This is a genomic window from Pseudomonas sp. QD4, from assembly GCF_049199125.1.
Lineage (GTDB): Bacteria > Pseudomonadota > Gammaproteobacteria > Pseudomonadales > Pseudomonadaceae > Aquipseudomonas.
The window spans coordinates 160,966-187,249 of sequence record NZ_JBLZOM010000003.1 but is presented as its reverse complement, the minus strand read 5'-3'; the positions used below and the strand labels follow the sequence as shown (position 1 = coordinate 187,249).

Here is a 26,284-nt window from a genome sequence, read left to right as displayed (position 1 = left end):
CACAGGCATTCAAGGGCGTGGCGCCGAAGCGCGCGCCTCGCTGCACTTCGAACGGACGCAAACTAGCCTAGTCTGTGCTGGTAGGTGCAGGACTCCTCGGGTGTTCATTGGGCAATGCTTATGCAAGGGACCTCATGAAGCAAAAGCGCACTCTCGGAACCCCACGGCTGCTGGGCATTGTCTGGCCATTTATCGCCGTGGTGTTGTTTCAAGCACTGTTGGGTGGCCTGAGCCTCTACGTCCTTTCGGCGGTGCGTGGGTATGTCGCGGGCGAAAGCCTGTGGTCCAAGGGGCAGAAGGATGCGATTTATTACCTCAACCTCTATGCCGACAGCCGCGATGAATCGGCCTTCCTCAAATACCAGAACGCAATTGCCGTGCCCCAGGGCGGTCATGAACTGCGTCTCGCCCTGGACCGCAAGCCGCCGGACTTGGAAGCCGCGCGACTGGGTATCCTCAAGGGCGGTAACCATCCGGACGATGTGTCCAGCCTGATCTGGCTTTACCTCAACTTTCGTCACTTTAGTTACCTGGAAAAGGCCATCGACCTGTGGACCGTCGGCGACAGCTACCTGGTGCAGCTGGATGCGGTGGCGCGGGACATGCACCAGAGCATCAGCCGCAATCAAGTCAGTGATGCCGATATCCTTCGCTGGAAGAGCCAGATTTTCGCCATCAATGATGGGGTGACTCCGGCCGCCAAGGCGTTCAGTGATGCCCTGGGCGAGGGCTCGCGGGTCATCCTGCGGTTGCTGCTGGTGACCAACCTGGCCACCGCGCTGGTGCTGATTGCCCTGGCGTTATTGCGAACCCACAAATTGCTCACTCAGCGCCATGAATTTGCCGATGCCTTGCAGCTGGAAAAGGAGCGGGCGCAAATCACCCTGCAGTCCATCGGCGACGGGGTGATCACCACCGATGTGGAAGGCGCCATCGCTTATATGAACCCTGCAGCCGAAGAGCTGACCCACTGGAAGGCCGAGCAGGCGGTAGGGTTGCCCCTGGCGGCATTGTTCAACCTGCTGGATGAAAATGCCCAAGCCGACGGGTTTACCCTGATCGAACATATTCTCAGTGGCCAGCTCAGTGGCGGCAGCGAGCATTCCAAGCTGATCCAGCGCCTAGACGGCAGCACGGTGTCGGTGACCCTGGTCGGGGCTCCGATCCAGAACGCGGGCAAGGTCAGCGGCACCGTGCTGGTGCTGCACGACATGACCCAGGAGCGTCAGTACATCGCCAATCTGTCCTGGCAGGCGACCCATGATGCGCTGACGGGGCTGGCCAACCGCCGAGAATTCGAGTTCCGCCTGGAGCAGGCGTTGCACAACCTGTCGCGCCAGCCAGGGCGCCATGCGTTGATGTTTCTGGATCTGGACCAGTTCAAACTGGTCAACGATACCTGCGGTCACGCGGCCGGGGATGAATTGTTGCGGCACATCTGCGCGCTCCTGCAATCCGGGCTGCGCGAGGGCGATACCCTGGCGCGCCTGGGTGGCGATGAGTTCGGCATATTATTGGAGAACTGCCCACCCGACGCGGCAGAGAAAATCGCCGAAGGCCTGCGTCAGACCGTGCAGAACCTGCATTTTGTGTGGAAGGGCCGGCCGTTCGTGACCACGGTCAGCATTGGCCTGGTGCATATCGCGCAGACCCCGACCACTCTGGAAACCTCCCTGCGTGCGGCCGACATGGCCTGCTATATGGCCAAGGAAAAGGGCCGCAATCGAGTCCAGGTCTACCACGCCGATGACTCGGAGCTGTCCTTGCGCTTTGGCGAAATGGCCTGGGTCCAGCGCCTGCATATGGCCCTTGAGGAAAATCGCTTCTGCCTTTACTCCCAGGAGATTGCGGCCCTCGGACACCCTGATCGCTCTGGCGGACATATCGAGATTCTGTTGCGCCTGCATGACGAAGCCGGGCGCATGATCCTGCCGGATAGCTTTATTCCTGCGGCCGAGCGCTATGGGCTGATGACGTCCCTGGACCGTTGGGTGGTGCAGAACGTGTTCAAGATCATTGCCCAGTGCATTGAGGAGAAAGGCGAAGGGCCGATGGCCATGTGTGCGATCAATCTGTCGGGCATCACCATCGGTGACGACGACTTTCTCGACTTCCTGCGCGAGCAATTCACCCGCTACGCCATACCGCCGGCGATGATCTGTTTTGAAATCACCGAAACCAGCGCTATTGCCAATCTGGGTAGCGCGATTCGTTTTATTAATGAACTCAAAGGGTTGGGTTGTCACTTCTCCCTGGATGACTTTTGTGCGGGCATGTCCTCATTCGCTTATCTCAAACATTTGCCTGTAGACTTCTTGAAGATCGATGGAAGTTTCGTAAAGGATATGCTGGACGACCCGATTAACCGCGCCATGGTCGAAGTGATCAATCACATCGGCCATGTCATGGGTAAACGCACCATTGCCGAGTTTGTCGAAACACCGCAGATCGAGCAGGCGTTGCTCGAAATCGGTGTGGATTTTGCTCAGGGCTACATCATCGAACGCCCGCAATTGTTCACCTGTGACAGTCTGCAGTGTCGACCACCACGCGCGCAGCCGCTGTTGTTCAAGGCGCCCGGCACGTTCCGTTGAAACCTTTGTTGATCAGTATGAATCACACTCAAAAGGAGCCCGACAGTGATTGACACCTTCAACCGAACCGGCCCGCTCATGGAAGCCGCAAGTTACCCCGCCTGGGCTCAGCAACTGATCCAGGATTGCAGCGAGAGCAAGCGCCGTGTAGTCGAACACGAACTGTATCAGCGCATGCGTGACAACAAACTCAGTGCCAAGACCATGCGCCAATACCTTATTGGCGGTTGGCCGGTGGTCGAGCAGTTTGCTTTGTACATGGCGCAAAACCTGACCAAGACCCGCTTTGCCCGCCATCCGGGCGAGGACATGGCGCGACGCTGGCTGATGCGCAATATTCGCGTCGAGCTCAACCATGCCGATTACTGGGTGCATTGGAGTCGAGCCCATGGCGTCAGCCTGGAGGACTTGCAGGCGCAACAAGTGCCGCCCGAATTGCACGCCTTGAGCCACTGGTGCTGGCATACCAGTTCGTCTGACTCCCTGATCGTGGCGATTGCTGCCACCAACTATGCGATCGAAGGTGCGACGGGCGAGTGGTCTGCGCTGGTCTGTTCCAATGGCCTATACGCCGCGGCCTTTCCTGAAGAGGACCGCAAGCGCGCCATGAAGTGGTTGAAGATGCATGCCCAGTACGACGACGCCCATCCATGGGAAGCACTGGAAATCATCTGCACCCTGGCCGGCCAGAATCCGAGCAAGGCGTTGCAGGTCGAGTTGCGCCAGGCTGTGTGCAAGAGCTACGACTACATGTACCTGTTCCTGGAGCGCTGTATGCAGCAGGAAAAAGCCCCCGTAAGCCGCGAGCGGTTGGCCCTGGCGGAAGGCTGAGTATAGGATTTGCCTGCGCAGGCAGGTTCGGCGTCAACGGGAGCTGCGGCTTTCCGAGGCGACGAACCTGCCCGCGATTGTTTTCGGGGCAGGTTCAGCCGGCCATTGCCAGGCGGTTACGGCCTTCGCGCTTGGCCACATAGAGTGCGCTGTCGGCACGGCGCAGCAGGCTGTCCGACGACTCGCCAGGCAATAGAGTCGAGCAGCCGAGGCTGACGGTCAGTTCGATCGGCTGGCCGTCGACCCGATAATCGTGGGTCTGAGTCGCATGCCGCAGGCGCTCGCCAATCATCGCGGCAGCGTCGCGCCCGGTGTTGGAAAGCAGGATCAGAAACTCCTCCCCGCCGAAACGGAACACCATGTCGACATTGCGCAGTTGCCCCTTGATGGCTGCTGCAACGGCTTTGAGCACCTCATCGCCCGCGCTGTGGCCATGGTTGTCATTGATTCTCTTGAAGTGGTCAATATCCAGCATCAGCAGCGACAGCGGCTGGGTGTGCCGGCGTGCCATTTCGATTTCGCGCTGCAGGGTCTGGTCCATGGCGATACGGTTGCCGGTATCGGTCAGGGGGTCACGCAGGGCACTGCGGGTCGCTGCGCGATACAGCAGGGCGTTGCGCATGGGGTAGAGCAGGGATGAGAGCAGCGATTCGAGATTGCCCTGTTCCTGGTCGTTGAAGCGCTGATTGCGTCGGAACACCAGTTCGCCCATGGGCTCGCCTTCATGGCTGAGGCTGTAGCAGACCGAGTGGTGGCCGCGCAGGCCGAACTCCAGGCGCAGGTCGCTGGGAGTGTGTTTATAGACCATGGCGTCGAGGGGGACCAGGCGCTGGACTTCACGGAAGAACAGGCCAAGGATCCGCTGTGGTTCGAGGCTGGTTTGCAGCTGCAGGCCCAGTTGCTGGCGTAATTGAGCCAGCCCTACCGGACGTTGCGCCAATGGCGATGGTTGACCAAAGCCCAGGCGTTGCAATTTGGCGCTATCGAAGTCAATTGCGTTGGTCTGGGTTGGTGTTTTCATATGGCGTGAGCCCCTGAGCACGTAATGCAGTCTTACTGGCTGGGTGAGAGCGGCTCTGGGCTGCGCGTCATACTGTTCCATCAGTCCCGTAGGACGAGTTTTCACAGTCTAATCCGCTTTGCCCGTCGTTATAAGCCCCGATTGGGGCGGTGCCTGGCTCGCCAATACACTGCGTGTATGAGCAGGTTTAGAGCGAAAGTCATGCCATTCGGTTCAGATAAATAAAAGTCTTTTGAATTCAATCTGTTGGCAATAATGAGTGGCAAGAGAGGATGCCTGGCGCGGCATTTGTTTGACTGGAGGCGGCAAAAGTCCGCGGAATTTCAAAAAAGGCCGCGACAGCTTTCCGCCGCGACCTGATGTACGGCATGTTTACTGGGCGTCGAAGGCCTGGCCGTTGATCTCGCTGCTGTCCGGCCCCATGAGGTAGAGGTAGACCGGCATGATCTGCTCCGGAGTTGGGTTGTTGCTCGGGTTTTCCCCGGGGTAGGCCTGGGCGCGCATGCTGGTGCGGGTGGCGCCAGGGTTGATGCTGTTTGCGCGGACCGGGGCCACGGTATCCAGTTCGTCGGCCAGGGTCTGCATCAGGCCCTCGGTCGCGAATTTGGAAACGCCGTAGGCGCCCCAGTAGGCACGACCCTTGCGGCCGACGCTGCTCGAAGTGAAGACCACCGAGGCGTCCTTGGATAGCTTGAGCAACGGCAGCAGGGTGCTGGTCAGCATGAACATGGCGTTGACGTTGACTTGCATCACGCGCATGAAGTTCTCGCCCGAGAGCTGCTCCAGTGGCGTACGCGGGCCGATGATCGATGCGTTGTGCAACAGGCCGTCGAGGTGGCCGAATTCGGTTTCGATCATGGCCGCCAGTTCGTCGTACTGGTGAGGCAGGGCGGTTTCCAGGTTGAACGGGATCACCGCCGGTTGCGGGTGGCCGGCGGCTTCGATTTCGTCGTAGACCTGGGTCAGGTTGGCTTCGGTCTTGCCCAGCAGCAATACGGTGGCACCGTGGGCGGCAAAGGTCTTGGCGGCGGCAGCACCGATACCACGGCCGGCGCCGGTGACCAGGATGACCCGATCCTTGAGCAGTTCGGGGCGAGCGGAGTAATCAAACATAAAAACCTCAACACAATTCAACGATAGGACCGGCAGCACTCTTGGCGCTGGGCCGGTCGCACAGCCTGGGCGGTGACAGTGCAACTGCTCGGGCGAGGGGTATTACCCGCGTCGCATCAGCAGCTGCAGAGGGCGTTATCCAGCACGCGGCGCAGTTCCAGCGGGTGATCGACTACCACGTCGGCACCCCAGTGCCTGGGGTTGTCGTCCGGGTGGATATAGCCGTAGGTCACGGCGGCGGTCTTGGTGCCGGCATCGCGCCCGGATTCGATATCACGCAGGTCATCGCCGACGAACAGCACGCTGGCCGGGTCCAGGTCGAGCATCTTGCACGCCAGGATCAGCGGCTCCGGGTCGGGTTTGCTGTTTTTCACGTGGTCCGGGCAAATCAGCAGGGCCGAGCGTTCGGACAGCCCCAGTTGCTGCATGATCGGTTCGGCGAAGCGCAGCGGCTTGTTGGTCACCACGCCCCAGATTAGGTTGGCCTTCTCGATATCCGCCAGCAGCTCGGCCATGCCGTCGAACAATTTGCTGTGCACCGCGCAGTGCTGGAGGTAACGCTCCAGGAACTCCAGGCGCAGCTCTTCGAACCCGGGCGATTCAGGGTCCATGGAGAAGGTCACGGCGACCATGGCCCGGGCACCACCGGAGATTTCGTCACGAATGTGCTGGTCGACGATCGGTGCCAGGCCGCGATCGGCGCGCATGCTCTGGCAGACGGCGATGAAGTCCGGCGCGGTGTCGAGCAGGGTGCCGTCCATGTCGAAAAGAACTGCTCTGATACCCATGGGCTTATTCCTCTCGCAGGGTCTGGATCATGTAGTTGACGTCAACGTCCGCCGCCAGCTTGTAGTGCTTGGTCAGGGGGTTGTAGGTCAGGCCGATGATGTCCTTGACGGTCAGGCCGGCCATGCGGCTCCAGGCGCCAAGCTCGGAAGGGCGGATGAATTTCTTGAAGTCATGGGTGCCGCGCGGCAGCAGCTTCATGATGTATTCCGCGCCAATGATGGCGAACAGGTAAGCCTTGGGATTGCGGTTGATGGTGGAGAAAAACACCTGACCGCCCGGCTTGACCATGCGGAAGCAGGCGCGGATCACCGACGACGGGTCCGGTACGTGTTCGAGCATTTCCAGGCAGGTCACGACGTCGAATTGCTCTGGCATCTCTTCGGCCAGGGCTTCGGCGGTGATTTGCCGGTATTCGACGCTGACACCCGACTCCAGCTGGTGCAACTGCGCCACTGCCAATGGCGCTTCGCCCATGTCGATACCCATCACGGTAGCGCCACGCTGGGCCATGGCTTCGCTGAGGATGCCGCCGCCACAACCGACGTCGAGGACTTTCTTGCCCGCGAGATTGACCCGCTCGTCAATCCAGTTGACCCGCAGCGGGTTGATGTCGTGCAGGGGTTTGAACTCGCTTTCACGGTCCCACCAGCGGTGAGCCAGGGCTTCGAATTTGGCGATTTCAGCGTGGTCGACGTTGCTCATGGGTAATCCTCAAATCTAAAAAATTCTGCACTGGGCCTTGAGTTGATCCTCAAGGGGTCTGTCTATTCGGTATGTCCGCTGATGCGCTGGCCCCAGGCGGTGGCCGTGGCGCACAGCTGCTGTTCATCGACGCGGGTCAGGCGCCGGTCGTCGAGCAACTGCTTGCCGGCGACCCAAAGGTGTTTCACGCAATCGCGGCCGGTGGCATATATAAGCTGCGAAACCGGGTCATAAATCGGCTGCTGGGCCAAACCCGACAGGTCGAACGCCACCAGGTCCGCGGCCTTGCCCAGTTCCAGGGAACCGACTTCAGTCTCCAGGCCCAGGGCGCGAGCGCCGTTCAGGGTCGCCATGCGCAGGGCGCGATGGGCGTCCAGTGCGGTGGCGGAGCCTGCAACGGCTTTGGCCAGCAGCGCGGCAGTGCGGGTTTCACCCAGCAGATCCAGGTCATTGTTACTGGCGGCGCCATCGGTTCCGACCGCGACATTCACCCCAGCCTGCCAAAGTCGCTCCACCGGGCAGAAACCGCTGGCCAGCTTGAGGTTCGATTCCGGGCAATGAATGACGTTGCTGTTGGTTTCTACCAGCAAAGCCAGGTCTTCATCGCTGACCTGGGTCATATGAACGGCCTGGAAGCGAGGACCGAGCAAACCGAGGCGACCAAGGCGGGCCAGGGGCCGCTCGCCGCGCTGTTCGAGAGATTGTTGCACCTCGAATGCGGTTTCATGGACGTGCATATGGATCGAGGCGTCGAGTTCTTCGGCGATAACGCGAATTTTTTCCAGGTTCTCATCGCCCACGGTATAGGGTGCATGAGGGCCGAAGGTGATCTTGATGCGTGGGTGGTGCTTGAGGTCGCCGAACAGCTCGACGCCCTGGCGGATCGCTTCATCGGCGTCGTGGGCGCCGGGGATCGGGAAATCGAGGATTGGAATCGCGATCTGTGCGCGTATGCCGCTGTTGTGCACGCGTTCGCTGGCCACCTTGGGGAAGAAGTACATGTCGGAGAAGCAGGTAATGCCGCCTTTGAGCTGTTCGGCAATTGCCAGGTCGGTGCCGTCGCGCACGAAGGCTTCATCGACCCACTTGGCCTCGGCCGGCCAGATGTGCTTTTCCAGCCAGGTCATGAGCGGTAGATCGTCGGCCAGGCCGCGAAACAGGGTCATGGCCGCATGCCCGTGAGCATTGATCAGGCCCGGGCTGAGCAGCATGCCTGGCAGTTCCCGCACTTGCGTGGCCTTCAGGCGCAAGGCCTCGGCCCTGGGCCCGATAAAAGCGATGCGCCCGTCGCGGATGCCCAGGCCGTGTTCTTTGAGAACCACGCCAGCAGGTTCGACAGGCACCAACCAGGTCGGCAACAGCAATAAGTCGAGCGCAGCGGCAGGTGTCGGCATCGAAGATCGGTTCCAGAGCTTTTGTAAGGGATGGCGAAGTATACCCGAGCGTCTTCGCCGGGGGATCGCTATAATCGACGGCTTTTGTTCATGAGTGCGGGGTGAGGGATGCGCGATCGACTGTTGGCTGCGGAGAAGGTGAAGGCCATCGATTGGCGGGATGACGCCCTGTATCTGCTCGATCAGCGCATTTTGCCTTTCGAGGAAACCTGGATCGCCTACACCAGCGCCGCGGGCGTTGCCGAGGCAATTCGCTCCATGGTGGTCCGTGGCGCGCCGGCAATCGGCATCAGCGCGGCCTATGGCGTGGTCCTGGCGGCGCGCGCGCGGTTTGCCGCCGGCGGTGACTGGCAGGCGGCAATGGAGGAGGACTTCACCCTGCTTGCCGACTCGCGCCCGACCGCGGTCAACCTGTTCTGGGCGCTCAATCGCATGCGCGATCGCCTGGAGCGGCTCAAGGACCACATCGACCCGCTGGCCGTGCTCGAGGCCGAAGCCCTGGCCATTCATGAAAGCGATCGCGAAGCCAACCTGACCATGGCGCAGTTGGGCGTGGACCTCATCCGCCGGCACCAGGGCAATGCCCAGGCGCTGCTGACCCACTGCAATACCGGTGCCCTGGCCACCGGTGGCTTTGGCACGGCGTTGGGGGTTATCCGCGCGGCATGGCTCGAAGGCATGGTCGAGCGCGTTTACGCCGATGAAACCCGGCCCTGGCTGCAAGGTTCGCGCCTGACGGCCTGGGAATTGGCCAATGAAGGCATTCCGGTGACCTTGAACGCCGACTCCGCAGCCGCCCATATCATGAAGACCAAGGGTGTGACCTGGGTGATAGTCGGTGCCGACCGCATTACCGCCAACGGTGATGTGGCGAACAAGATCGGCACTTATCAGTTGGCGGTCAATGCCATGCACCATGGCGTGCGATTCATGGTGGTCGCGCCCAGTTCCACCATCGACATGAACCTCGCCAGTGGCGATGAGATCCCGATCGAAGAGCGCGACGGCAAGGAATTGCTGGAAGTGGGCGGCAAGCGCGTCGGTGCCGAGGTGGACGCCTTCAACCCGGTATTTGATGTGACGCCGGCAGACCTGATCGACGCCATCGTCACTGAAAAAGGCATAGTCGAGCGGCCGGATACCGCGAAAATGGCCCAATTGATGTGCCGCAAACGCCTGCATTGAGACACTCGTTTCCCGTGGAGTAGGCCGCTGCTCCCTGGAAACGGCTATTGGTCAAGAAAAAATCCCCGTTTAAGCGCGAAATCCGCCTCTGAGCTTCTCTGGTCCCCTATCAGGCTGTCACCGGTCAACTAACTACGCACCATGCGCATCTGGGGGATAGGTGCGTGGCGGCGATTGTGATAACATCCGGCGGTTTCCAAGGTGGCCCAAAGTGGTTGCCTTTACTGCGCAAATCCATGGCATAACTTGTTGATTTGTCGTAAGTCGGTGCAAGGCGCTAAGCCTGCAGCGACGAGCTTCGTTCGTCCCATATGGATGTGACGAGGTTTCACCAGAAAAAGGAATCAGGCTTCTCATGGGCGAACTGGCCAAAGAAATCCTCCCGGTCAATATCGAAGACGAGCTGAAACAGTCCTACCTCGACTACGCGATGAGCGTAATTGTCGGGCGGGCACTGCCTGATGCGCGCGATGGCTTGAAGCCCGTGCATCGGCGTGTGCTGTTCGCGATGAGCGAGCTGGGCAACGACTTCAACAAGCCGTACAAGAAATCTGCCCGTGTTGTCGGTGACGTGATCGGTAAGTATCACCCTCACGGTGATACCGCGGTGTACGACACCATCGTTCGGATGGCGCAGCCATTCTCGCTGCGCTACCTGTTGGTAGACGGTCAGGGCAACTTCGGTTCGGTCGACGGCGATAACGCTGCGGCCATGCGATACACCGAAGTGCGCATGACCAAGCTGGCACATGAGCTGCTGGCCGACCTGCATAAAGAAACCGTGGACTGGGTGCCGAACTACGACGGCACCGAAATGATCCCGGCGGTCATGCCGACCCGTATTCCCAACCTGCTGGTCAACGGTTCCAGCGGCATCGCCGTGGGCATGGCGACCAACATTCCGCCGCACAACCTCGGTGAAGTCATCGACGGTTGCCTGGCGCTGATCGACAACCCTGAGTTGACGGTCGACGAGCTGATGCAATACATCCCGGGCCCGGACTTCCCGACCGCCGCGATCATCAACGGTCGTGCCGGCATCATCGAAGCCTATCGCACCGGTCGTGGCCGCATTTACATGCGCGCCCGCTCGATGATCGAAGATATCGACAAGGTCGGTGGCCGCCAGCAGATCGTCATTACCGAGCTCCCATACCAGTTGAACAAGGCGCGTCTGATCGAGAAGATCGCCGAGCTGGTTAAAGAGAAGAAGCTCGAAGGCATCACCGAGCTGCGCGACGAGTCCGACAAAGACGGGATGCGCGTGGTGATCGAGCTGCGTCGCGGCGAAGTGCCTGAGGTGATCCTCAATAACCTCTACGCCCAGACCCAACTGCAAGCGGTGTTCGGTATCAACATCGTGGCCCTGATCGATGGCCGCCCACGGATCCTCAACCTCAAGGATCTGCTGGAAGCCTTCGTTCGTCACCGTCGCGAAGTCGTCACCCGCCGTACTGTGTTCGAGCTGCGTAAAGCGCGCGAACGCGGCCACATTCTTGAAGGTCAAGCGGTTGCCCTGTCGAACATCGACCCGGTCATTGCCCTGATCAAGGCCTCGCCAACCCCGTCGGAAGCCAAGGAAGCGCTGATCAGCACTGCCTGGGAGTCCTCCGCGGTGGTGGCAATGGTCGAGCGTGCCGGTGCCGATTCCTGCCGTCCAGAGACCCTGGACCCGCAGTACGGCCTGCGCGAAGGCAAGTACTTCCTGTCGCCAGAGCAGGCGCAAGCCATTCTGGAGCTGCGTCTGCACCGCCTGACCGGCCTGGAACACGAAAAACTGCTGGCTGAGTATCAAGAAATCCTCAACCAGATCGGCGAGCTGATCCGCATCCTCAACAGCGCTACGCGCCTGATGGAAGTGATCCGCGAAGAGCTGGAAGTGATCCGTGCCGAATACGGCGATGTGCGCCGTACCGAGATTCTCGATGCCCGTCTCGACCTGACCCTGGGTGACATGATCCCGGAAGAAGAGCGCGTGGTGACCATCTCCCACGGCGGCTATGCCAAGACCCAGCCATTGGCTGCGTACCAGGCCCAGCGTCGTGGCGGGAAAGGCAAATCGGCCACTGGCGTCAAGGATGAGGACTACATTGCTCACCTGCTGGTAGCCAACAGCCACACCACGCTGCTGCTGTTCTCCAGCAAGGGCAAGGTGTACTGGCTCAAGACTTACGAAATCCCTGAAGCATCGCGTGCGGCCCGTGGTCGTCCGCTGGTCAACCTGTTGCCGCTGGATGAGGGTGAGTACATCACCACCATGCTGCCGGTCGAGGAATACACCGAAGGTCACTTCATCTTCATGGCCACCGCTGGCGGCACCGTGAAGAAGACCCCGCTGGAATCCTTCAGCCGTCAACGCAGTGTCGGCCTGATCGCGCTGGAGCTGGACGAAGGCGACGTGCTGATTTCTGCCGCGATCACCGATGGCGAGCGTGAAGTCATGTTGTTCTCCGACGGCGGCAAGGTCACTCGCTTCAAGGAATCCGACGTTCGCGCTATGGGCCGTACCGCTCGCGGTGTGCGCGGCATGCGTCTGCCGGAAGGCCAGAAGCTGATTTCCATGCTGATTCCGGAAGAGGGCAGCCAGATCCTGACCGCATCCGCACGTGGTTATGGCAAGCGCACGGCGATCACCGAGTTCCCTGAGTACAAACGTGGCGGCCAGGGCGTTATCGCCATGGTCAGCAATGATCGTAACGGCCGTCTGGTCGGTGCGGTCCAGGTGCTGGATGGTGAGGAAATCATGCTGATTTCCGACCAGGGCACCCTGGTGCGTACACGGGTCGACGAAGTGTCGAGCCTGGGTCGTAACACCCAGGGCGTGACCCTGATCAAGCTGGCCAGCGATGAAACGTTGGTCGGCCTGGAGCGGGTGCAGGAGCCGTCTGAAGTCGAGGGTGACGAGCTGGAAGGCGAAGAGGGCGAAGAGTTCGAAGGGACCGTGCTGGACGCGGGCACCGATCCGGATGACGCAACCGAGGGCCGGCAGGCTGACGCCGCAGGCGAAGAAGAGTCGCAAGACTAAATAAATCGTAGCAGGGCAGAGTGTTTGCTCTGTCCGCTACCGTGAATGCATAGCGAGAGTGGATGTGAGCAAACGAGCCTATAACTTCTGCGCGGGTCCCGCTGCGCTACCTGAAGCTGTCCTGTCGCGTGCCCAGGCCGAGTTGCTGGATTGGCATGGCAAGGGTCTGTCGGTCATGGAGATGAGCCATCGCAGCGATGAGTTCGTGTCCATTGCCACCAAGGCTGAGCAGGATCTGCGTGACCTGCTGGATATCCCCTCGAACTACAAAGTGCTGTTTCTGCAGGGCGGCGCCAGCCAGCAATTTGCTCAGATCCCCCTGAACCTGTTGCCGGAAAACGGCTCGGCCGACTATATCGATACCGGTATCTGGTCGCAGAAAGCCATTGAAGAAGCCTCGCGCTACGGCCACGTCAATGTGGCTGCCACCGCCAAGCCCTACGACTATTTCGCCATTCCCGGCCAAAACGAATGGCAGCTGTCGAAAGACGCGGCCTACGTTCACTACGCACCGAACGAAACCATCGGTGGCCTGGAATTCAACTGGATCCCGGAAACCGGCGACGTTCCGCTGGTGGCTGACATGTCTTCGGACATCCTGTCGCGCCCTGTGGATATCTCCCGTTTCGGCATGATCTACGCCGGCGCGCAGAAAAACATCGGACCTAGCGGGATCCTGGTCAACATCATCCGTGAAGACCTGCTGGGGCGTGCCCGCTCCCTGTGCCCGACCATGCTCGACTACAAGGTCGCGGCGGACAACGGCTCGATGTACAACACCCCGCCGACCCTGGCCTGGTATCTGTCCGGGCTGGTGTTTGAGTGGCTCAAGGAGCAAGGCGGCGTGGAGGCCATCGGCAAGCTCAATGAAGTGAAGCAGCGCACGCTGTATGACTTCATCGACGCCAGCGGCTTGTACAGCAATCCGATCAACAAGTCCGACCGCTCGTGGATGAACGTGCCGTTCCGTCTGGCTGACGATCGCCTGGACAAGCCGTTCCTGGCCGGTGCCGAAGCGCGTGGCCTGTTGAACCTCAAGGGTCACCGCTCGGTTGGCGGCATGCGCGCCTCCATCTACAACGCCGTCGACATCACCGCAGTCAATGCGCTGGTGGCCTTCATGGCAGAGTTCGAGAAGGAACACGGTTAATGTCTGAGCAAGAACTCAAGGCACTGCGCCTGCGCATTGATGCCTTGGACGAAAAGGTCCTGGAACTGATCAGTGAGCGTGCGCGCTGCGCCCAGGAAGTCGCGCGCGTCAAGATGGCCTCCCTGGCCGAAGGCGAAGTGCCAGTGTTCTATCGTCCTGAGCGTGAAGCTCAGGTGCTCAAGCGGGTGATGGAGCGTAACCAGGGGCCGCTGGGCAACGAAGAGATGGCGCGCTTGTTTCGCGAAATCATGTCGTCGTGCCTGGCGCTCGAGCAGCCGTTGAAAGTGGCCTACCTCGGCCCTGAAGGCACCTTCACCCAGGCCGCGGCGATGAAGCATTTCGGTCACGCCGTGATCAGCAAGCCAATGGCAGCGATCGATGAAGTGTTCCGCGAAGTGGCAGCCGGAGCGGTGAATTTTGGCGTGGTCCCGGTGGAAAACTCCACCGAGGGCGCGGTCAACCACACCCTCGACAGCTTCCTTGAGCACGACATGGTCATCTGTGGCGAAGTCGAGTTGCGGATTCACCACCATTTGCTGGTTGGTGAAAACACCAAGACTGACAGCATCAGCCGCATCTACTCCCATGCCCAATCCCTGGCCCAGTGCCGCAAGTGGCTGGACGCGCACTACCCGAATGTGGAGCGTGTCGCCGTCTCGAGCAATGCCGAGGCCGCGAAGCGGGTCAAGGGTGAGTGGAACTCGGCGGCAATTGCCGGCGATATGGCAGCAGGTTTGTATGGCCTGACTCGCCTGGCCGAGAAAATCGAGGACCGCCCGGACAACTCCACGCGGTTCCTGATGATCGGCAGCCAGGAAGTGCCGCCGACTGGCGACGACAAGACCTCGATCATCGTCTCCATGAGCAACAAGCCGGGCGCGCTGCATGAGCTGCTGGTGCCATTCCACGATAACGGCATCGACCTGACGCGAATCGAAACCCGACCTTCGCGCAGTGGCAAGTGGACCTATGTGTTCTTTATCGACTTCGTCGGCCATCACCGCGACCCATTGGTCAAAGGTGTGCTGGAGAAGATCAGTCAGGAAGCAGTGGCACTCAAGGTGCTGGGTTCCTACCCGAAAGCGGTTCTCTGAGGCTTTAACAATGAGTGGCGACTTCCTCGCTCTGGCACAGCCGGGCGTGCAACAACTTTCGCCTTACGTTCCGGGCAAACCCGTGGACGAACTGGCGCGTGAGCTGGACATCGATCCGGCAAAAATCGTCAAGCTGGCAAGTAACGAAAACCCGCTGGGTGCCAGTCCCAAAGCGCTGGCGGCGATCCGTGACGAGCTGGCAGAGCTGACACGTTATCCCGATGGCAATGGTTTTGCCCTCAAGACCCTGTTGGCCGAGCGTTGCGCTGTCGAGCTGAGCCAGGTCACCCTGGGCAACGGTTCCAACGACATTCTGGAGTTGGTCGCTCGTGCTTACCTGGCTCCGGGCTTGAATGCCGTATTCAGCGCCCATGCCTTTGCCGTCTATCCGATTGTCACCCAGGCCGTGGGCGCACAGGCGCACGTGGTTCCGGCCAAGGATTGGGGGCATGACCTGCCTGCAATGCTCCAGGCAATCGACGCCAATACCCGGGTGGTGTTTATCGCCAATCCGAACAACCCGACCGGTACCTGGTTCAGCGCCGAGGCGTTGGACGAGTTCCTGCAGGATGTGCCAGGGCATGTGCTGGTGGTGCTGGACGAGGCTTATATCGAGTACGCCGAAGGCAGCGACTTGCCCGACGGCCTGGATTTCCTGGCGGCCTACCCGAATCTGCTGGTTTCGCGGACCTTCTCCAAGGCCTATGGCCTGGCGTCGTTGCGTGTGGGTTATGGCTTGTCGACGCCGGTGGTGGCCGATGTGCTGAACCGGGTTCGCCAGCCGTTCAACGTCAACAGTCTGGCGTTGGCTGCTGCCTGTGCGGCGTTGCAGGACGAGGAATACCTGGCTGAAAGCCGTCGCCTGAATGAGGCTGGCATGCAGCAGCTGGAGGCGGGCTTTCGCGAGCTGGGACTGTCGTGGATTCCTTCGAAGGGCAACTTCATTGCCGTTGACCTGGGAAGGGTGGCTGCTCCGGTATTCCAGGGGTTGCTGCGCGAGGGTGTGATTGTGCGTCCGGTGGCCAATTACGGTATGCCAAACCACCTGCGTATTACCGTCGGTCTGCCGGCTGAAAACAGTCGCTTCCTCGAGGCGTTGTCCAAGGTTCTGGCTCGTGGTTGATGTCATTCCAATGCAATCTGCTGTGCCTATGATCGGTCGCCTGGTGGTGGTCGGTCTGGGGCTGATTGGTGGCTCTTTTGCCAAGGGCCTGCGTGAAAGCGGGGTGTGTCGCGAGGTGGTAGGGGTCGATCTGGATCCTCAGTCGCGCAAGTTGGCAGTCGAGTTGGGCGTGGTGGACCGCTGCGAAGAAGACCTCGCCGTGGCCTGCCAGGGTGCTGATGTGATCCAGCTGGCAGTACCGATCCTGGCCATGGAAAAGCTCCTGGCGCTCTTGGCTGGTATGGACCTGGGGCAGGCGATCCTGACGGATGTCGGCAGCGCCAAGGGTAATGTGGTACGCGCTGCAACCGAGGCCTTTGGTGGCATGCCGCCGCGCTTCGTGCCGGGGCACCCGATTGCCGGTTCCGAGCAGAGCGGCGTCGAGGCGTCCAATGCCCAGCTGTTTCGTCGACATAAAGTAATTCTGACTCCGCTGGAGCAGACCGACCCCGAGGCGTTGAGGCTGGTCGATCGGTTATGGCGCGAGCTGGGAGCGGATGTCGAGCATATGCAGGTCGAGCGCCACGATGAAGTGTTGGCGGCGACCAGTCATTTGCCCCACCTGCTGGCATTCGGCCTGGTCGACTCGTTGGCCAAGCGCAGTGAAAATCTGGACATCTTCCGTTACGCTGCGGGCGGTTTCCGCGATTTCACGAGAATCGCCGGCAGCGACCCGGTCATGTGGCACGACATCTTCCTCGCCAATCGCGAAGCGGTACTGCGCACACTCGATACATTTCGCAACGACCTCGACGCCCTGCGCGACGCGGTCGATGCAGGGGATGGGCACCAATTGTTGGGCGTATTCACTCGCGCCCGGGTTGCCCGCGAGCATTTCAGTAAAATCCTGGCCCGCCGGGCCTATGTGGACGCTATGAACTCCAACGATCTGATTTTCCTGGCAAATCCTGGTGGCCGCCTGAATGGGCGGATTCGTGTACCGGGTGACAAGTCGATTTCTCACCGCTCGATCATGCTCGGCTCGCTGGCTGAAGGCGTAACCGAGGTCGAAGGTTTCCTCGAAGGCGAAGACGCGCTGGCAACCTTGCAGGCGTTCCGCGACATGGGCGTGGTGATAGAAGGTCCGCACCACGGCCGCGTAACCATTCACGGCGTTGGCCTGCATGGCTTGAAGCCCGCCCCAGGTCCTATCTACCTGGGCAACTCCGGTACCTCAATGCGCCTGCTGTCCGGCCTCCTGGCGGCGCAGAACTTCGACAGCACCCTGACGGGTGATGCGTCGCTGTCCAAGCGTCCGATGAATCGCGTGGCCAACCCGTTGCGGGAAATGGGCGCTGTCATCGAAACGGCTGCCGAAGGTCGTCCGCCGATGGTCATTCGCGGTGGCAGCAAGCTCAAGGGCCTGACGTACACCATGCCGATGGCCAGTGCCCAGGTTAAGTCCTGCCTGCTGCTGGCGGGGCTTTACGCCGAAGGCAAAACTACCGTGACCGAGCCTGCGCCGACCCGTGACCATACCGAGCGTATGCTGCGCGGTTTCGGCTACCCGGTCAGCGTCGACGGTGCGACTGCTTCGGTTGAGTCGGGCCACAAACTGACTGCTACGCACATTGAAGTGCCAGGCGATATCTCGTCGTCGGCGTTCTTCCTGGTGGCTGCGTCGATCGCCGAGGGTTCGGAGTTGGTGCTGGAGCATGTCGGTATTAACCCGACCCGCACCGGCGTGATCGACATCCTGCGCCTGATGGGGGCGGATATCACCCTGGAAAACCAGCGTGAAGTCGGTGGCGAACCTGTGGCAGACCTGCGCGTACGGGCAGCTAAACTCAAAGGTATCGAGATTCCTGAAGAGTTGGTGCCCTTGGCCATTGACGAGTTCCCGGTGCTGTTTGTCGCTGCGGCCTGCGCCGAAGGGCGTACCGTGCTGCGTGGTGCTGAAGAGCTGCGGGTCAAGGAGTCTGATCGTATCCAGGTCATGGCCGACGGCCTGCTGGCGCTGGGCGTCAAGTGCGAGCCTACGGCGGACGGCATCATCATCGATGGCGGCCAGATTGGCGGCGGTGAAGTGCATGGTCACGGTGATCACCGGATTGCGATGGCTTTCAGCGTGGCTTCGCTGCGTGCCAATGCTCCGATCCGCATTCATGATTGCGCGAACGTGGCGACTTCTTTCCCCAACTTCCTCGCGCTGTGCGCGCAGGTCGGTATTCGCGTAGCGCAAGAGGCTCAGTCGTGAACATCAAGGCACCTGTAATCACCATCGATGGGCCTAGCGGTTCTGGCAAGGGCACCATCGCCGGGATTCTGGCCAAACGTCTGGGCTGGTGCCTGCTGGACTCCGGGGCCTTGTACCGGTTGCTGGCATTTGCCGCACGCAACCATGGCGTCGACCTGACCAACGAAGAGTCGCTGAAATTGCTCGCGGCTCATCTCGATGTGCAGTTCCTTGGTGCGACTGAAGGGCATCCGCAGCGCATCATTCTCGAAGGTGACGATGTCACTGATGATCTGCGCAATGAGCAGGTGGGCGCCTGGGCTTCCCAGGTAGCCGCATTGCCCGCGGTGCGTGATGCGCTGTTGCAGCGCCAGCGGGCCTTCCAGGAGCCGCCGGGCCTCGTGGCTGACGGTCGTGACATGGGTACGGTGGTTTTTCCAGAGGCGCCGTTGAAGATTTTCCTCACTGCCAGTGCCGAGGAGCGTGCACGTCGCCGTTACCTGCAGTTGAAGGGAAAAGTAGATGGTGTTAGTCTGTCGAGTCTGCTAGATGAGATTCGTGCGCGCGATGAGCGCGACACCCAGCGAGCGGTAGCCCCGCTTAAACCGGCGGCTGACGCCATACAGCTGGATTCCACGGAGTTGTCCATCGAGCAGGTGCTGGAACGCATTCTGAGCGAGATCGCCATTCGCGACATCGCCGGGTGACCAAGAAGAGCGTGGGGAACCAGTCATAGTCCCGCGGTCTTTCTTTTATATGAACGTAACCCACATCGTCTGGGATGTGGCAGATGGGCGTATTCTTCGCCCTTATCAACAGGAATTAAAATGAGCGAAAGCTTTGCGGAACTCTTTGAAGAAAGCCTAAAAACCCTGAACCTTCAGGCAGGCTCCATCATCACCGGTGTTATCGTTGATATCGATTACCAAGCTCGTTGGGTAACCGTTCACGCTGGCCTGAAGTCTGAAGCACTCATCCCGCTTGAGCAGTTCTACAACGACGCTGGCGACCTGACTATCAACGTCGGTGACGAAGTTCACGTTGCGCTGGACTCGGTTGAAGATGGCTTTGGTGAAACCAAGCTGTCCCGTGAAAAAGCCAAGCGCGCTGAATGCTGGATTGTTCTGGAAGCAGCCTTCGCAGCCGAAGAAGTGGTCAAGGGCGTTATCAACGGTAAGGTTAAAGGCGGCTTCACTGTCGACGTTAACGGCATCCGTGCGTTCCTGCCAGGTTCTCTGGTTGACGTCCGTCCAGTGCGCGACACCACGCACCTGGAAGGCAAAGAGCTGGAATTCAAGGTCATCAAGCTGGACCAGAAGCGCAACAACGTTGTCGTTTCCCGTCGCAGCGTCCTCGAAGCCGAGAACTCCGCCGAGCGTGAAGCTCTGCTGGAATCCCTGCAGGAAGGCCAGCAAGTCAAAGGTATCGTTAAAAACCTCACCGATTACGGCGCATTCGTCGATCTGGGTGGCGTTGATGGCCTGCTGCACATCACCGACATGGCTTGGAAGCGTATCAAGCATCCTTCCGAAATCGTCAACGTTGGCGACGAGATCGATGTCAAGGTTCTGAAGTACGATCGTGAACGTAACCGTGTCTCCCTGGGCTTGAAGCAGCTGGGCGAAGATCCATGGGTCGCTATCAAAGCTCGTTACCCAGAAAGCACTCGCGTTACCGCGCGTGTAACCAACCTGACCGACTACGGCTGCTTCGCTGAGCTGGAAGAAGGCGTTGAAGGCCTGGTACACGTTTCCGAAATGGACTGGACCAACAAGAACATCCACCCTTCGAAAGTCGTACAAGTCGGCGACGAAGTGGAAGTTATGGTTCTGGACATCGACGAAGAGCGTCGTCGTATCTCCCTCGGTATCAAACAGTGCAAATCTAACCCATGGGAAGATTTCTCTGGCCAGTTCAACAAGGGCGATAAAATCTCCGGCACCATCAAGTCGATCACCGATTTCGGTATCTTCATTGGTCTGGACGGCGGCATCGACGGCCTGGTTCACCTGTCCGACATCTCTTGGAACGAAGTGGGCGAAGAAGCCGTACGCCGCTTCAAGAAGGGCGACGAGCTGGACACCGTTATCCTGTCGGTTGACCCAGAGCGTGAGCGTATCTCCCTGGGCATCAAGCAACTGGAAAGCGATCCGTTCTCCGAGTACGTTCAAGAGAACGATAAAGGCGCAATCGTTAAGGGTGTTGTAAAAGAAGTTGACGCCAAAGGCGCCATCATCACCCTGGCCAACGACATCGAAGCTACTCTGAAAGCCTCCGAAATCAGCCGTGACCGCATCGAAGATGCACGTAACGTTCTGAAAGAAGGCGAAGAAGTTGAAGCCAAGATCATCAGCGTTGACCGCAAGAGCCGCGTAATCCAGCTCTCGATCAAGTCGAAAGACGTTGAAGACGAGAAAGAAGCAATCCAAAGCCTGCGCGACAAGCCAGCTGCTTCGGACATCGCTGCTGGTCCTACCACTCTGGGCGACCTGCTGCGTGCACAAATGGAAAAACAGAACTAAGTTCTGTAAGACCATAGAAAAAGGGCGACTTCGGTCGCCCTTTTTTGTGCCTTGAATTTGAGTTAAACCCTTCTGAAACCAACATATGCAGTGAGTTGTCTCTTCTTACAAGCAACGAGCTTGCTCATCAGGAGCTAGGCTTGGGTTGAAAGGGTGTCAGCATCGCAGCCTATGCTGCATAAGGAAGGGAATGAACAGACTCGCAGTTATTGTCGCCGTGCTCCTTCTTGCTGGATGTACTACCAGCGCCAAGACCCATGCGATACGTGGCGTCAGTGGAATTGAAATTGATTGCTCGGGCTTGGGCTCGGATTGGGATAAATGTTACAAGCGCGCGGCTAAGGAGTGCAAAGCCGGTGGGTATAAGGTCATAACCAAGTCCAGCGACGCGAAGGACGAGGAGGGCGATTATCCCTTCGGCTGGAACCCCGCTGGCTACGTTACCCGGACAATGCTGGTCATGTGTAGGTAAGTGGCTCTGAGGTGCTGAAGGGGGCGCTAGATGCGATGCAATTGTGGTCCAGCAGATAAGTCAATACACGGGCTGTTCAAAATCCTCAGAGCATGCTAAAACCTTCTGAGCACTGACCTAGCTGCTTGAAAAAGAAGGGAAAAATATGACGAAGTCGGAGTTGATTGAACGAATTGTCACCCATCAAGGGCTGCTGTCATCCAAGGATGTCGAGCTGGCCATCAAGACTATGCTTGAGCAAATGTCCCAATGCCTGGCTACCGGCGACCGGATCGAGATTCGGGGATTTGGTAGCTTTTCACTGCACTACCGTGCGCCGCGAGTGGGTCGCAACCCGAAGACAGGGCAGTCGGTAAGCCTCGACGGTAAATTCGTGCCGCATTTCAAGCCGGGTAAAGAACTGCGAGATCGAGTGAATGAAGAAGAGGAAGAGGGTTTTTAATATGTATATAAGGAGCAAAAGCTGAGGTTTCTAGGCTTGGTTGTTTTTGTTTTTTACGAAGATGTTGGTGCTCGATATATTAGTGTGGTTTTATTGATGTTCAAGTGTGTTGATGTTTTGTTAAGAAACATCTGGGCGTTCATGATGTGCTTTTTATGGTTTGTCAGTAGATAACCGTTTTATTGTTTTTTTAGTTTTCTTGCGTGGTGCGCTTGTAGAGTTGTACGGTAGTTCGAATATTAATTATGGAGGGTATGTTTTTTATTTTTTATTAAAGATCGGTTCTTTTAAATTTTAGCCATTTTTCTCCATCTTAATGTTAAGTTGAATTTTGTAGTGGCTTTTTAAGGGTGTTTGAGTCGGTTAGTATTGCAGGGCTAATATGTAAAATTAGTCTGTTTCTTTTGAGCAAGATGTCCAGTCTTGTGGGTCGTACGTTCCCAGAAAAATTAGTTTATCGTTGCGTTATTGGATTCTATTGGTACTTCCCATAAGCCACCTATCACACTGAAAATTCCGATATCTATGTGTCTGCTGCTTGGTGAGATGGCTAGAAATACCTTTAGTCATGCTGCGGCTCGAGTTTTTGTCTTGGTCAGATATCAAGTAAGAGGGTTATGATTCTCAATCGAGGAATGTTGAAGGCTTGCTTAAGCTGGCTTGACGAGCTTCGCGAGTATTGTCGATTGCTTTTTAGCTCGATCAAGTTCAACGGAAAATAAATGATTTCAGGCTCTCCTTATTCGATGATGCTGCATTTTTATTCTCGGATTTCCATGGTGCTCCCAAGTTGTAGGCGAGCAGAAAGATGGAAAAAACAGATATGCGGTAATGTGGGTTGTCATTGTTCGTGACATACATCTTATATGTGAAATTCTGATCTATTAATAGAATAAGTTGGTTTGGCGAGGAGAGGGTGCTATTTGAAGTGAGAGCGTAATACTATGGCTCTGGCGTAGCTATAAACCTGATTGATTTGGTCGTGATCTCTATCAAACATTGTGCATCCACCAATCAGGCCTTTTTGATCAGTGACGATGCGCATCTGTCTATTCTCGGGTTACCGCGTAGTATGGGCAGAGTCGCTCGGCTCTATGGCACTGCTACACCCTGTGTCCCGTCGTATGCTTGACTCGGTGGCTATGCTCAGGCTAAAGGCTCATTCCCACCGCTTATGTGGATCGCTTAACGTTTATTTTAGTACACTCCACGAGTTATTAGGCTGGACTCCTCCCCTGAGTGTTGATGCTGCACTGCGCGTCACCGCTCAGCATTTTATTGAACAGCGTAAGTAATCCGCAGGCGGTCCAACGAGCGCAGTTATTCTCATCCGGATGTTAGCGCCTTGGATCTGTCCGCTGATGAACTCTCATATGGTTTCAGGAACTGAATCGTAAATGGCAATTTGGTACTTTTTTGCGGGGGTGGCACTTGCCTCGCTTTTGCTCACATGGGTACTGCGTCGATACGCATTGGCGCGCAGCCTTATGGATATACCTAATGGGCGTAGCTCTCATACGGTACCAACGCCGCGCGGGGGCGGGGTGGCAATTGTCCTTAGTTTCCTTCTCACTTTGCCGTTTCTGGCGGTAGCAGTTGAGATGCCATTGCATGTTGTATGGGCACTGACGGGAGCTGGAGGACTGATAGCAATTGTTGGGTTTCTGGATGATCACGGGCATATCGCCGCCCGCTGGCGATTATTGGCGCATTTCCTTGCCGCGGCGTGGGCATTGCTCTGGTTGGGTGGGCTGCCGACTATCAAAATTTTTGGGGCTGACATCAGCCTTGGTTGGCTGGGCCACGCCCTGGCTGCTTTTTATCTGGTCTGGTTGCTCAATCTCTACAACTTCATGGATGGAATTGATGGTATCGCCAGTGTTGAGGCTATTTGTACGTGCCTGGGAGCTTGCCTGATCTATTGGTTTACTGGCAATGAGCATTTGATTTGGTCGCCATTGTTACTGGCGATGGCTGTGCTCGGATTCCTCTACTGGAATTTCCCACCGGCACGCATTTTCATGGGGGATGCGGGCAGTGGTTTTCTGGGCATTATCCTTGGCGTCCTGTCTCTGCAAGCTGCGTGGGACTCGCCAAAATTTTTATGGGTGTGGCTGATCCTGCTGGGCGTATTCATCGTTGACGCTACTTTCACCTTGATCCGGCGTCTGCTGCGAGGGGACAAGGTTTATGAAGCGCACCGTAGCCATGGATATCAATTCGCTTCCCGACAGTTTGGGCGACATCTGCCGGTCACGCTTGCAGTCGTGTTTATTAATCTGTTCTGGTTGCTGCCAATAGCGCTTGGCGTCGGTCTTCTTGGGCTGGATGGTATTATTGGTGTTGCGCTGGCTTATCTGCCTTTGATTTTCCTGGCACTCAGATTCCATGCTGGAGAGCTGGAACAAAAAAGCTGATGCACATCTGCATGGGTTAGCGTGGAGCACGTATTGGCTTGCTGACCAAATAAATCAATACACCATGGTTATCAAGCCTAGGGATTGAGGTAGTAACAGAGGTTATGGATAAAATACGAACATATCTATTGAGCCTTCCGCGCCGACAAAAGCGCTTCCTTCAGGTGGCCACCGACATTGTGTTGGTGTGGATCGCCTTGTGGATGGCGTTTGTTGTGAGGCTGGGGTTCGATGATCTGAACAATCCCTTTGTCGTTCATCTCTGGCTATTTTTGAGCGCGCCGGTGGTGGCAATTCCGCTTTTTGTCAGGTTTGGAATGTATCGCGCGGTGATGCGTTACTTTGGTAACGATGCGCTGATCGCCATTGTCAAAGCAGTCAGTTTATCTGCGTTGATACTGGCCCTGGTTGTGTACTTGTACAGTAATCATCAAACGGTCGTCCCTCGCTCCATCGTGTTCAACTATTGGTGGTTGAGCATGGTTCTGGTAGGTGGATTACGTCTGGTGATGCGCCAGTACTTTATCGGTGACTGGTTTACCGCAGCACAGCATGTTCCTTTTACTAATCGCGATGATGGGCTGCCCAAAGTTGCCATCTATGGAGCCGGCGCTGCTGGTAACCAGCTTGTTGCTGCATTGCGCATGGGTAAGCTTATGCGTCCCGTGGCCTTTATCGATGATGACAGCAGCATCGCCGATCGGGTGATCTCCGGGTTGCAGGTCTATAAACCAAAACACATCAAACAGATGATTGATGATACAGGGGCGATCGAAGTGCTCCTGGCTATCCCTTCATCAAGCCGCAGTCGTCGTCGGGAAATATTGGGTTTCCTGGAGAAGTACCCACTGCACGTGCGCAGTGTTCCCGGTTTTATGGACCTTGCCAGTGGTCGGGTAAAGGTCGATGACATTCAAGAGGTGGATATTGCTGACTTGCTGGGGCGTGATGCAGTGCCCGCGCAGGAGGAGCTGCTTGCCCGTTGTATCAAAGGGCGAATTGTTCTGGTGACGGGAGCGGGTGGGTCTATCGGCTCTGAACTTTGCAGGCAGATACTTTCGGCCGAGCCAACGACGCTGCTGCTGTTCGACCATAGCGAATTCAATCTTTACAGCATTCTGTCAGAGTTGGAGCAGCGCATCGCGCGCGAATCATTGCCGGTCAAGTTGCTACCCATTTTAGGCTCGGCCCGTAATCAGGCGAAGTTGTTAGATGTGATGACAACCTGGAAGGTCGATACGGTCTACCACGCCGCGGCGTACAAGCATGTGCCGATGGTCGAGCACAACATTGCCGAAGGTGTCCTGAATAACGTCATCGGCACACTGAATACGGCTCAGGCCGCTTTGCAGGCAGGTGTCGCAAACTTTGTACTTATCTCTACAGATAAGGCTGTTCGCCCGACCAATGTCATGGGCAGTACCAAGCGTCTTGCCGAATTGACTCTGCAGGCGTTGAGTCGTGAACTGGCTCCCGTTTTTCTGGGCGATGAGTCGAATATTTCTCGAGTCAATAAAACCCGCTTCACCATGGTTCGCTTCGGCAATGTGCTGGGATCTTCCGGTTCAGTCATTCCGTTGTTCCATAAGCAGATCAAATCTGGCGGCCCGCTAACGGTCACCCATCCCAAGATCACCCGTTACTTCATGACCATCCCTGAAGCGGCTCAATTGGTGATTCAGGCCGGCTCCATGGGGCAGGGCGGTGATGTTTTCGTGCTGGATATGGGGGAGCCGGTCAAGATCGTCGAGTTGGCGGAGAAGATGATTCACCTTTCGGGCCTGAGCGTGCGTTCGGACAAGAACCCGCATGGTGATATCGCCATCGAGTTCACAGGTCTGCGTCCGGGTGAAAAGCTTTACGAAGAGTTGCTGATTGGCGACAACGTTGCTGCGACCGATCACCCCATGATCATGAGTGCCAACGAAGACCATTTGCCTTGGGATGTATTGAAGGTCCGGCTGACCGAACTGCTTGCTGCTGTTGAGCTGGATGACTACGCCCGGGTTCGCCAATTGCTGCGCGAGACGGTCAGCGGCTATACCCCGGACGGGGAGATTGTTGATTGGATTTATCAGCAGCGGCGCCTCAAACCCTAGACCTACATAAGCTGTAACTCACCCACTTTTGACTTGCCCGGCACATCACCTAGGTTTGGAAGGCAGCTTCGGAAAAGCTGCTTTTCCTAATCGATG

General features: G+C 57.8%; 19 protein-coding genes. 14 read left to right on the top strand and 5 right to left on the bottom strand.

Annotated elements, in window-relative coordinates:
- Positions 1–134: 134 nt before the first annotated feature.
- Positions 135–2,594, top strand: a complete 2,460-nt coding sequence (locus ACOZJV_RS21070; protein WP_078470713.1) for an EAL domain-containing protein — start codon at positions 135–137, stop codon at positions 2,592–2,594.
- Positions 2,595–2,672: 78 nt separating this feature from the next.
- Complete coding sequence (locus ACOZJV_RS21065) at positions 2,673–3,425, top strand: TenA family transcriptional regulator (RefSeq protein WP_207202530.1); 753 nt, start codon at positions 2,673–2,675, stop codon at positions 3,423–3,425.
- 94 nt (positions 3,426–3,519) lie between these two features.
- Here the strand turns inward: ACOZJV_RS21065 and ACOZJV_RS21060 are convergent, their stop codons facing one another.
- The 5 genes from ACOZJV_RS21060 to ACOZJV_RS21040 all read right to left on the bottom strand — a co-directional run bounded on the left by ACOZJV_RS21060 (position 3,520) and on the right by ACOZJV_RS21040 (position 8,444).
- A complete protein-coding gene (locus ACOZJV_RS21060) occupies positions 3,520–4,446 on the bottom strand; it encodes a GGDEF domain-containing protein (protein ID WP_421548403.1) in 927 nt (308 codons plus the stop codon).
- Between the two features lie 372 nt (positions 4,447–4,818).
- On the bottom strand, positions 4,819–5,559 hold the full coding sequence (locus ACOZJV_RS21055) for a YciK family oxidoreductase (protein ID WP_421548402.1): 741 nt from the start codon (positions 5,557–5,559) through the stop codon (positions 4,819–4,821).
- Between the two features lie 116 nt (positions 5,560–5,675).
- A complete protein-coding gene (mupP, locus tag ACOZJV_RS21050) occupies positions 5,676–6,347 on the bottom strand; it encodes an N-acetylmuramic acid 6-phosphate phosphatase MupP (protein WP_078470710.1) in 672 nt (223 codons plus the stop codon).
- 4 nt (positions 6,348–6,351) lie between these two features.
- A complete protein-coding gene (ubiG, locus tag ACOZJV_RS21045) occupies positions 6,352–7,050 on the bottom strand; it encodes a bifunctional 2-polyprenyl-6-hydroxyphenol methylase/3-demethylubiquinol 3-O-methyltransferase UbiG (protein ID WP_020299633.1) in 699 nt (232 codons plus the stop codon).
- 62 nt (positions 7,051–7,112) lie between these two features.
- Positions 7,113–8,444 (bottom strand): TRZ/ATZ family hydrolase, encoded by a 1,332-nt coding sequence (locus ACOZJV_RS21040; protein ID WP_421548401.1) that lies wholly within the window; start codon positions 8,442–8,444, stop codon positions 7,113–7,115.
- A gap of 108 nt (positions 8,445–8,552) precedes the next feature.
- On the opposite strand from ACOZJV_RS21040, the gene mtnA reads away from it, so the two are divergent.
- The 12 genes from mtnA to ACOZJV_RS20980 all read left to right on the top strand — a co-directional run bounded on the left by mtnA (position 8,553) and on the right by ACOZJV_RS20980 (position 26,188).
- A complete protein-coding gene (mtnA, locus tag ACOZJV_RS21035; protein ID WP_201131924.1) occupies positions 8,553–9,629 on the top strand; it encodes an S-methyl-5-thioribose-1-phosphate isomerase in 1,077 nt (358 codons plus the stop codon).
- Between the two features lie 355 nt (positions 9,630–9,984).
- Positions 9,985–12,654, top strand: coding sequence for a DNA gyrase subunit A (gene gyrA / locus ACOZJV_RS21030; protein WP_020299636.1), 2,670 nt, complete (start codon positions 9,985–9,987; stop codon positions 12,652–12,654).
- A 64-nt stretch (positions 12,655–12,718) separates the two neighbouring features.
- Positions 12,719–13,804: a 3-phosphoserine/phosphohydroxythreonine transaminase gene (gene serC / locus ACOZJV_RS21025; RefSeq protein ID WP_421548400.1), complete on the top strand. Its 1,086-nt coding sequence runs from the start codon at positions 12,719–12,721 to the stop codon at positions 13,802–13,804.
- Positions 13,804–14,898: a prephenate dehydratase gene (pheA, locus tag ACOZJV_RS21020; protein ID WP_007899727.1), complete on the top strand. Its 1,095-nt coding sequence runs from the start codon at positions 13,804–13,806 to the stop codon at positions 14,896–14,898. The genes serC and pheA overlap by 1 nt, the downstream gene beginning before the upstream one ends.
- 10 nt (positions 14,899–14,908) lie before the next feature.
- Positions 14,909–16,021 (top strand): histidinol-phosphate transaminase, encoded by a 1,113-nt coding sequence (hisC, locus tag ACOZJV_RS21015; RefSeq protein ID WP_078470707.1) that lies wholly within the window; start codon positions 14,909–14,911, stop codon positions 16,019–16,021.
- Between the two features lie 28 nt (positions 16,022–16,049).
- Positions 16,050–18,257: a bifunctional prephenate dehydrogenase/3-phosphoshikimate 1-carboxyvinyltransferase gene (locus ACOZJV_RS21010; protein ID WP_421548588.1), complete on the top strand. Its 2,208-nt coding sequence runs from the start codon at positions 16,050–16,052 to the stop codon at positions 18,255–18,257.
- Complete coding sequence (cmk, locus tag ACOZJV_RS21005; protein ID WP_020299640.1) at positions 18,254–18,943, top strand: (d)CMP kinase; 690 nt, start codon at positions 18,254–18,256, stop codon at positions 18,941–18,943. The genes ACOZJV_RS21010 and cmk overlap by 4 nt, the downstream gene beginning before the upstream one ends.
- A gap of 120 nt (positions 18,944–19,063) precedes the next feature.
- Positions 19,064–20,758 (top strand): 30S ribosomal protein S1, encoded by a 1,695-nt coding sequence (rpsA, locus tag ACOZJV_RS21000; protein ID WP_020299641.1) that lies wholly within the window; start codon positions 19,064–19,066, stop codon positions 20,756–20,758.
- 190 nt (positions 20,759–20,948) lie between these two features.
- Positions 20,949–21,230, top strand: coding sequence for a hypothetical protein (locus tag ACOZJV_RS20995; RefSeq protein ID WP_078470705.1), 282 nt, complete (start codon positions 20,949–20,951; stop codon positions 21,228–21,230).
- A 145-nt stretch (positions 21,231–21,375) separates the two neighbouring features.
- Positions 21,376–21,672: an integration host factor subunit beta gene (ihfB, locus tag ACOZJV_RS20990; protein ID WP_020299643.1), complete on the top strand. Its 297-nt coding sequence runs from the start codon at positions 21,376–21,378 to the stop codon at positions 21,670–21,672.
- A 1,397-nt stretch (positions 21,673–23,069) separates the two neighbouring features.
- On the top strand, positions 23,070–24,089 hold the full coding sequence (locus ACOZJV_RS20985; protein WP_421548399.1) for an MraY family glycosyltransferase: 1,020 nt from the start codon (positions 23,070–23,072) through the stop codon (positions 24,087–24,089).
- 104 nt (positions 24,090–24,193) lie between these two features.
- Positions 24,194–26,188, top strand: coding sequence for a polysaccharide biosynthesis protein (locus ACOZJV_RS20980; protein WP_421548398.1), 1,995 nt, complete (start codon positions 24,194–24,196; stop codon positions 26,186–26,188).
- The last annotated feature ends 96 nt before the right edge of the window (positions 26,189–26,284 follow it).

Coding starts and splice junctions, on each gene's coding strand:
- ACOZJV_RS21040 (WP_421548401.1), bottom strand. CDS start 8,444: ATGCCGACACCTGCCGCTGCGCTCGACTTATTGCTGTTGCCGACCTGG.
- ACOZJV_RS21055 (WP_421548402.1), bottom strand. CDS start 5,559: ATGTTTGATTACTCCGCTCGCCCCGAACTGCTCAAGGATCGGGTCATC.
- hisC (WP_078470707.1), top strand. CDS start 14,909: ATGAGTGGCGACTTCCTCGCTCTGGCACAGCCGGGCGTGCAACAACTT.
- pheA (WP_007899727.1), top strand. CDS start 13,804: ATGTCTGAGCAAGAACTCAAGGCACTGCGCCTGCGCATTGATGCCTTG.
- rpsA (WP_020299641.1), top strand. CDS start 19,064: ATGAGCGAAAGCTTTGCGGAACTCTTTGAAGAAAGCCTAAAAACCCTG.
- ACOZJV_RS21065 (WP_207202530.1), top strand. CDS start 2,673: ATGGAAGCCGCAAGTTACCCCGCCTGGGCTCAGCAACTGATCCAGGAT.
- ACOZJV_RS20985 (WP_421548399.1), top strand. CDS start 23,070: ATGGCAATTTGGTACTTTTTTGCGGGGGTGGCACTTGCCTCGCTTTTG.
- ACOZJV_RS21010 (WP_421548588.1), top strand. CDS start 16,050: ATGATCGGTCGCCTGGTGGTGGTCGGTCTGGGGCTGATTGGTGGCTCT.
- mupP (WP_078470710.1), bottom strand. CDS start 6,347: ATGGGTATCAGAGCAGTTCTTTTCGACATGGACGGCACCCTGCTCGAC.
- ACOZJV_RS21070 (WP_078470713.1), top strand. CDS start 135: ATGAAGCAAAAGCGCACTCTCGGAACCCCACGGCTGCTGGGCATTGTC.
- mtnA (WP_201131924.1), top strand. CDS start 8,553: ATGCGCGATCGACTGTTGGCTGCGGAGAAGGTGAAGGCCATCGATTGG.
- ACOZJV_RS20995 (WP_078470705.1), top strand. CDS start 20,949: ATGAACAGACTCGCAGTTATTGTCGCCGTGCTCCTTCTTGCTGGATGT.
- ACOZJV_RS20980 (WP_421548398.1), top strand. CDS start 24,194: ATGGATAAAATACGAACATATCTATTGAGCCTTCCGCGCCGACAAAAG.
- ubiG (WP_020299633.1), bottom strand. CDS start 7,050: ATGAGCAACGTCGACCACGCTGAAATCGCCAAATTCGAAGCCCTGGCT.
- gyrA (WP_020299636.1), top strand. CDS start 9,985: ATGGGCGAACTGGCCAAAGAAATCCTCCCGGTCAATATCGAAGACGAG.
- ihfB (WP_020299643.1), top strand. CDS start 21,376: ATGACGAAGTCGGAGTTGATTGAACGAATTGTCACCCATCAAGGGCTG.
- ACOZJV_RS21060 (WP_421548403.1), bottom strand. CDS start 4,446: ATGAAAACACCAACCCAGACCAACGCAATTGACTTCGATAGCGCCAAA.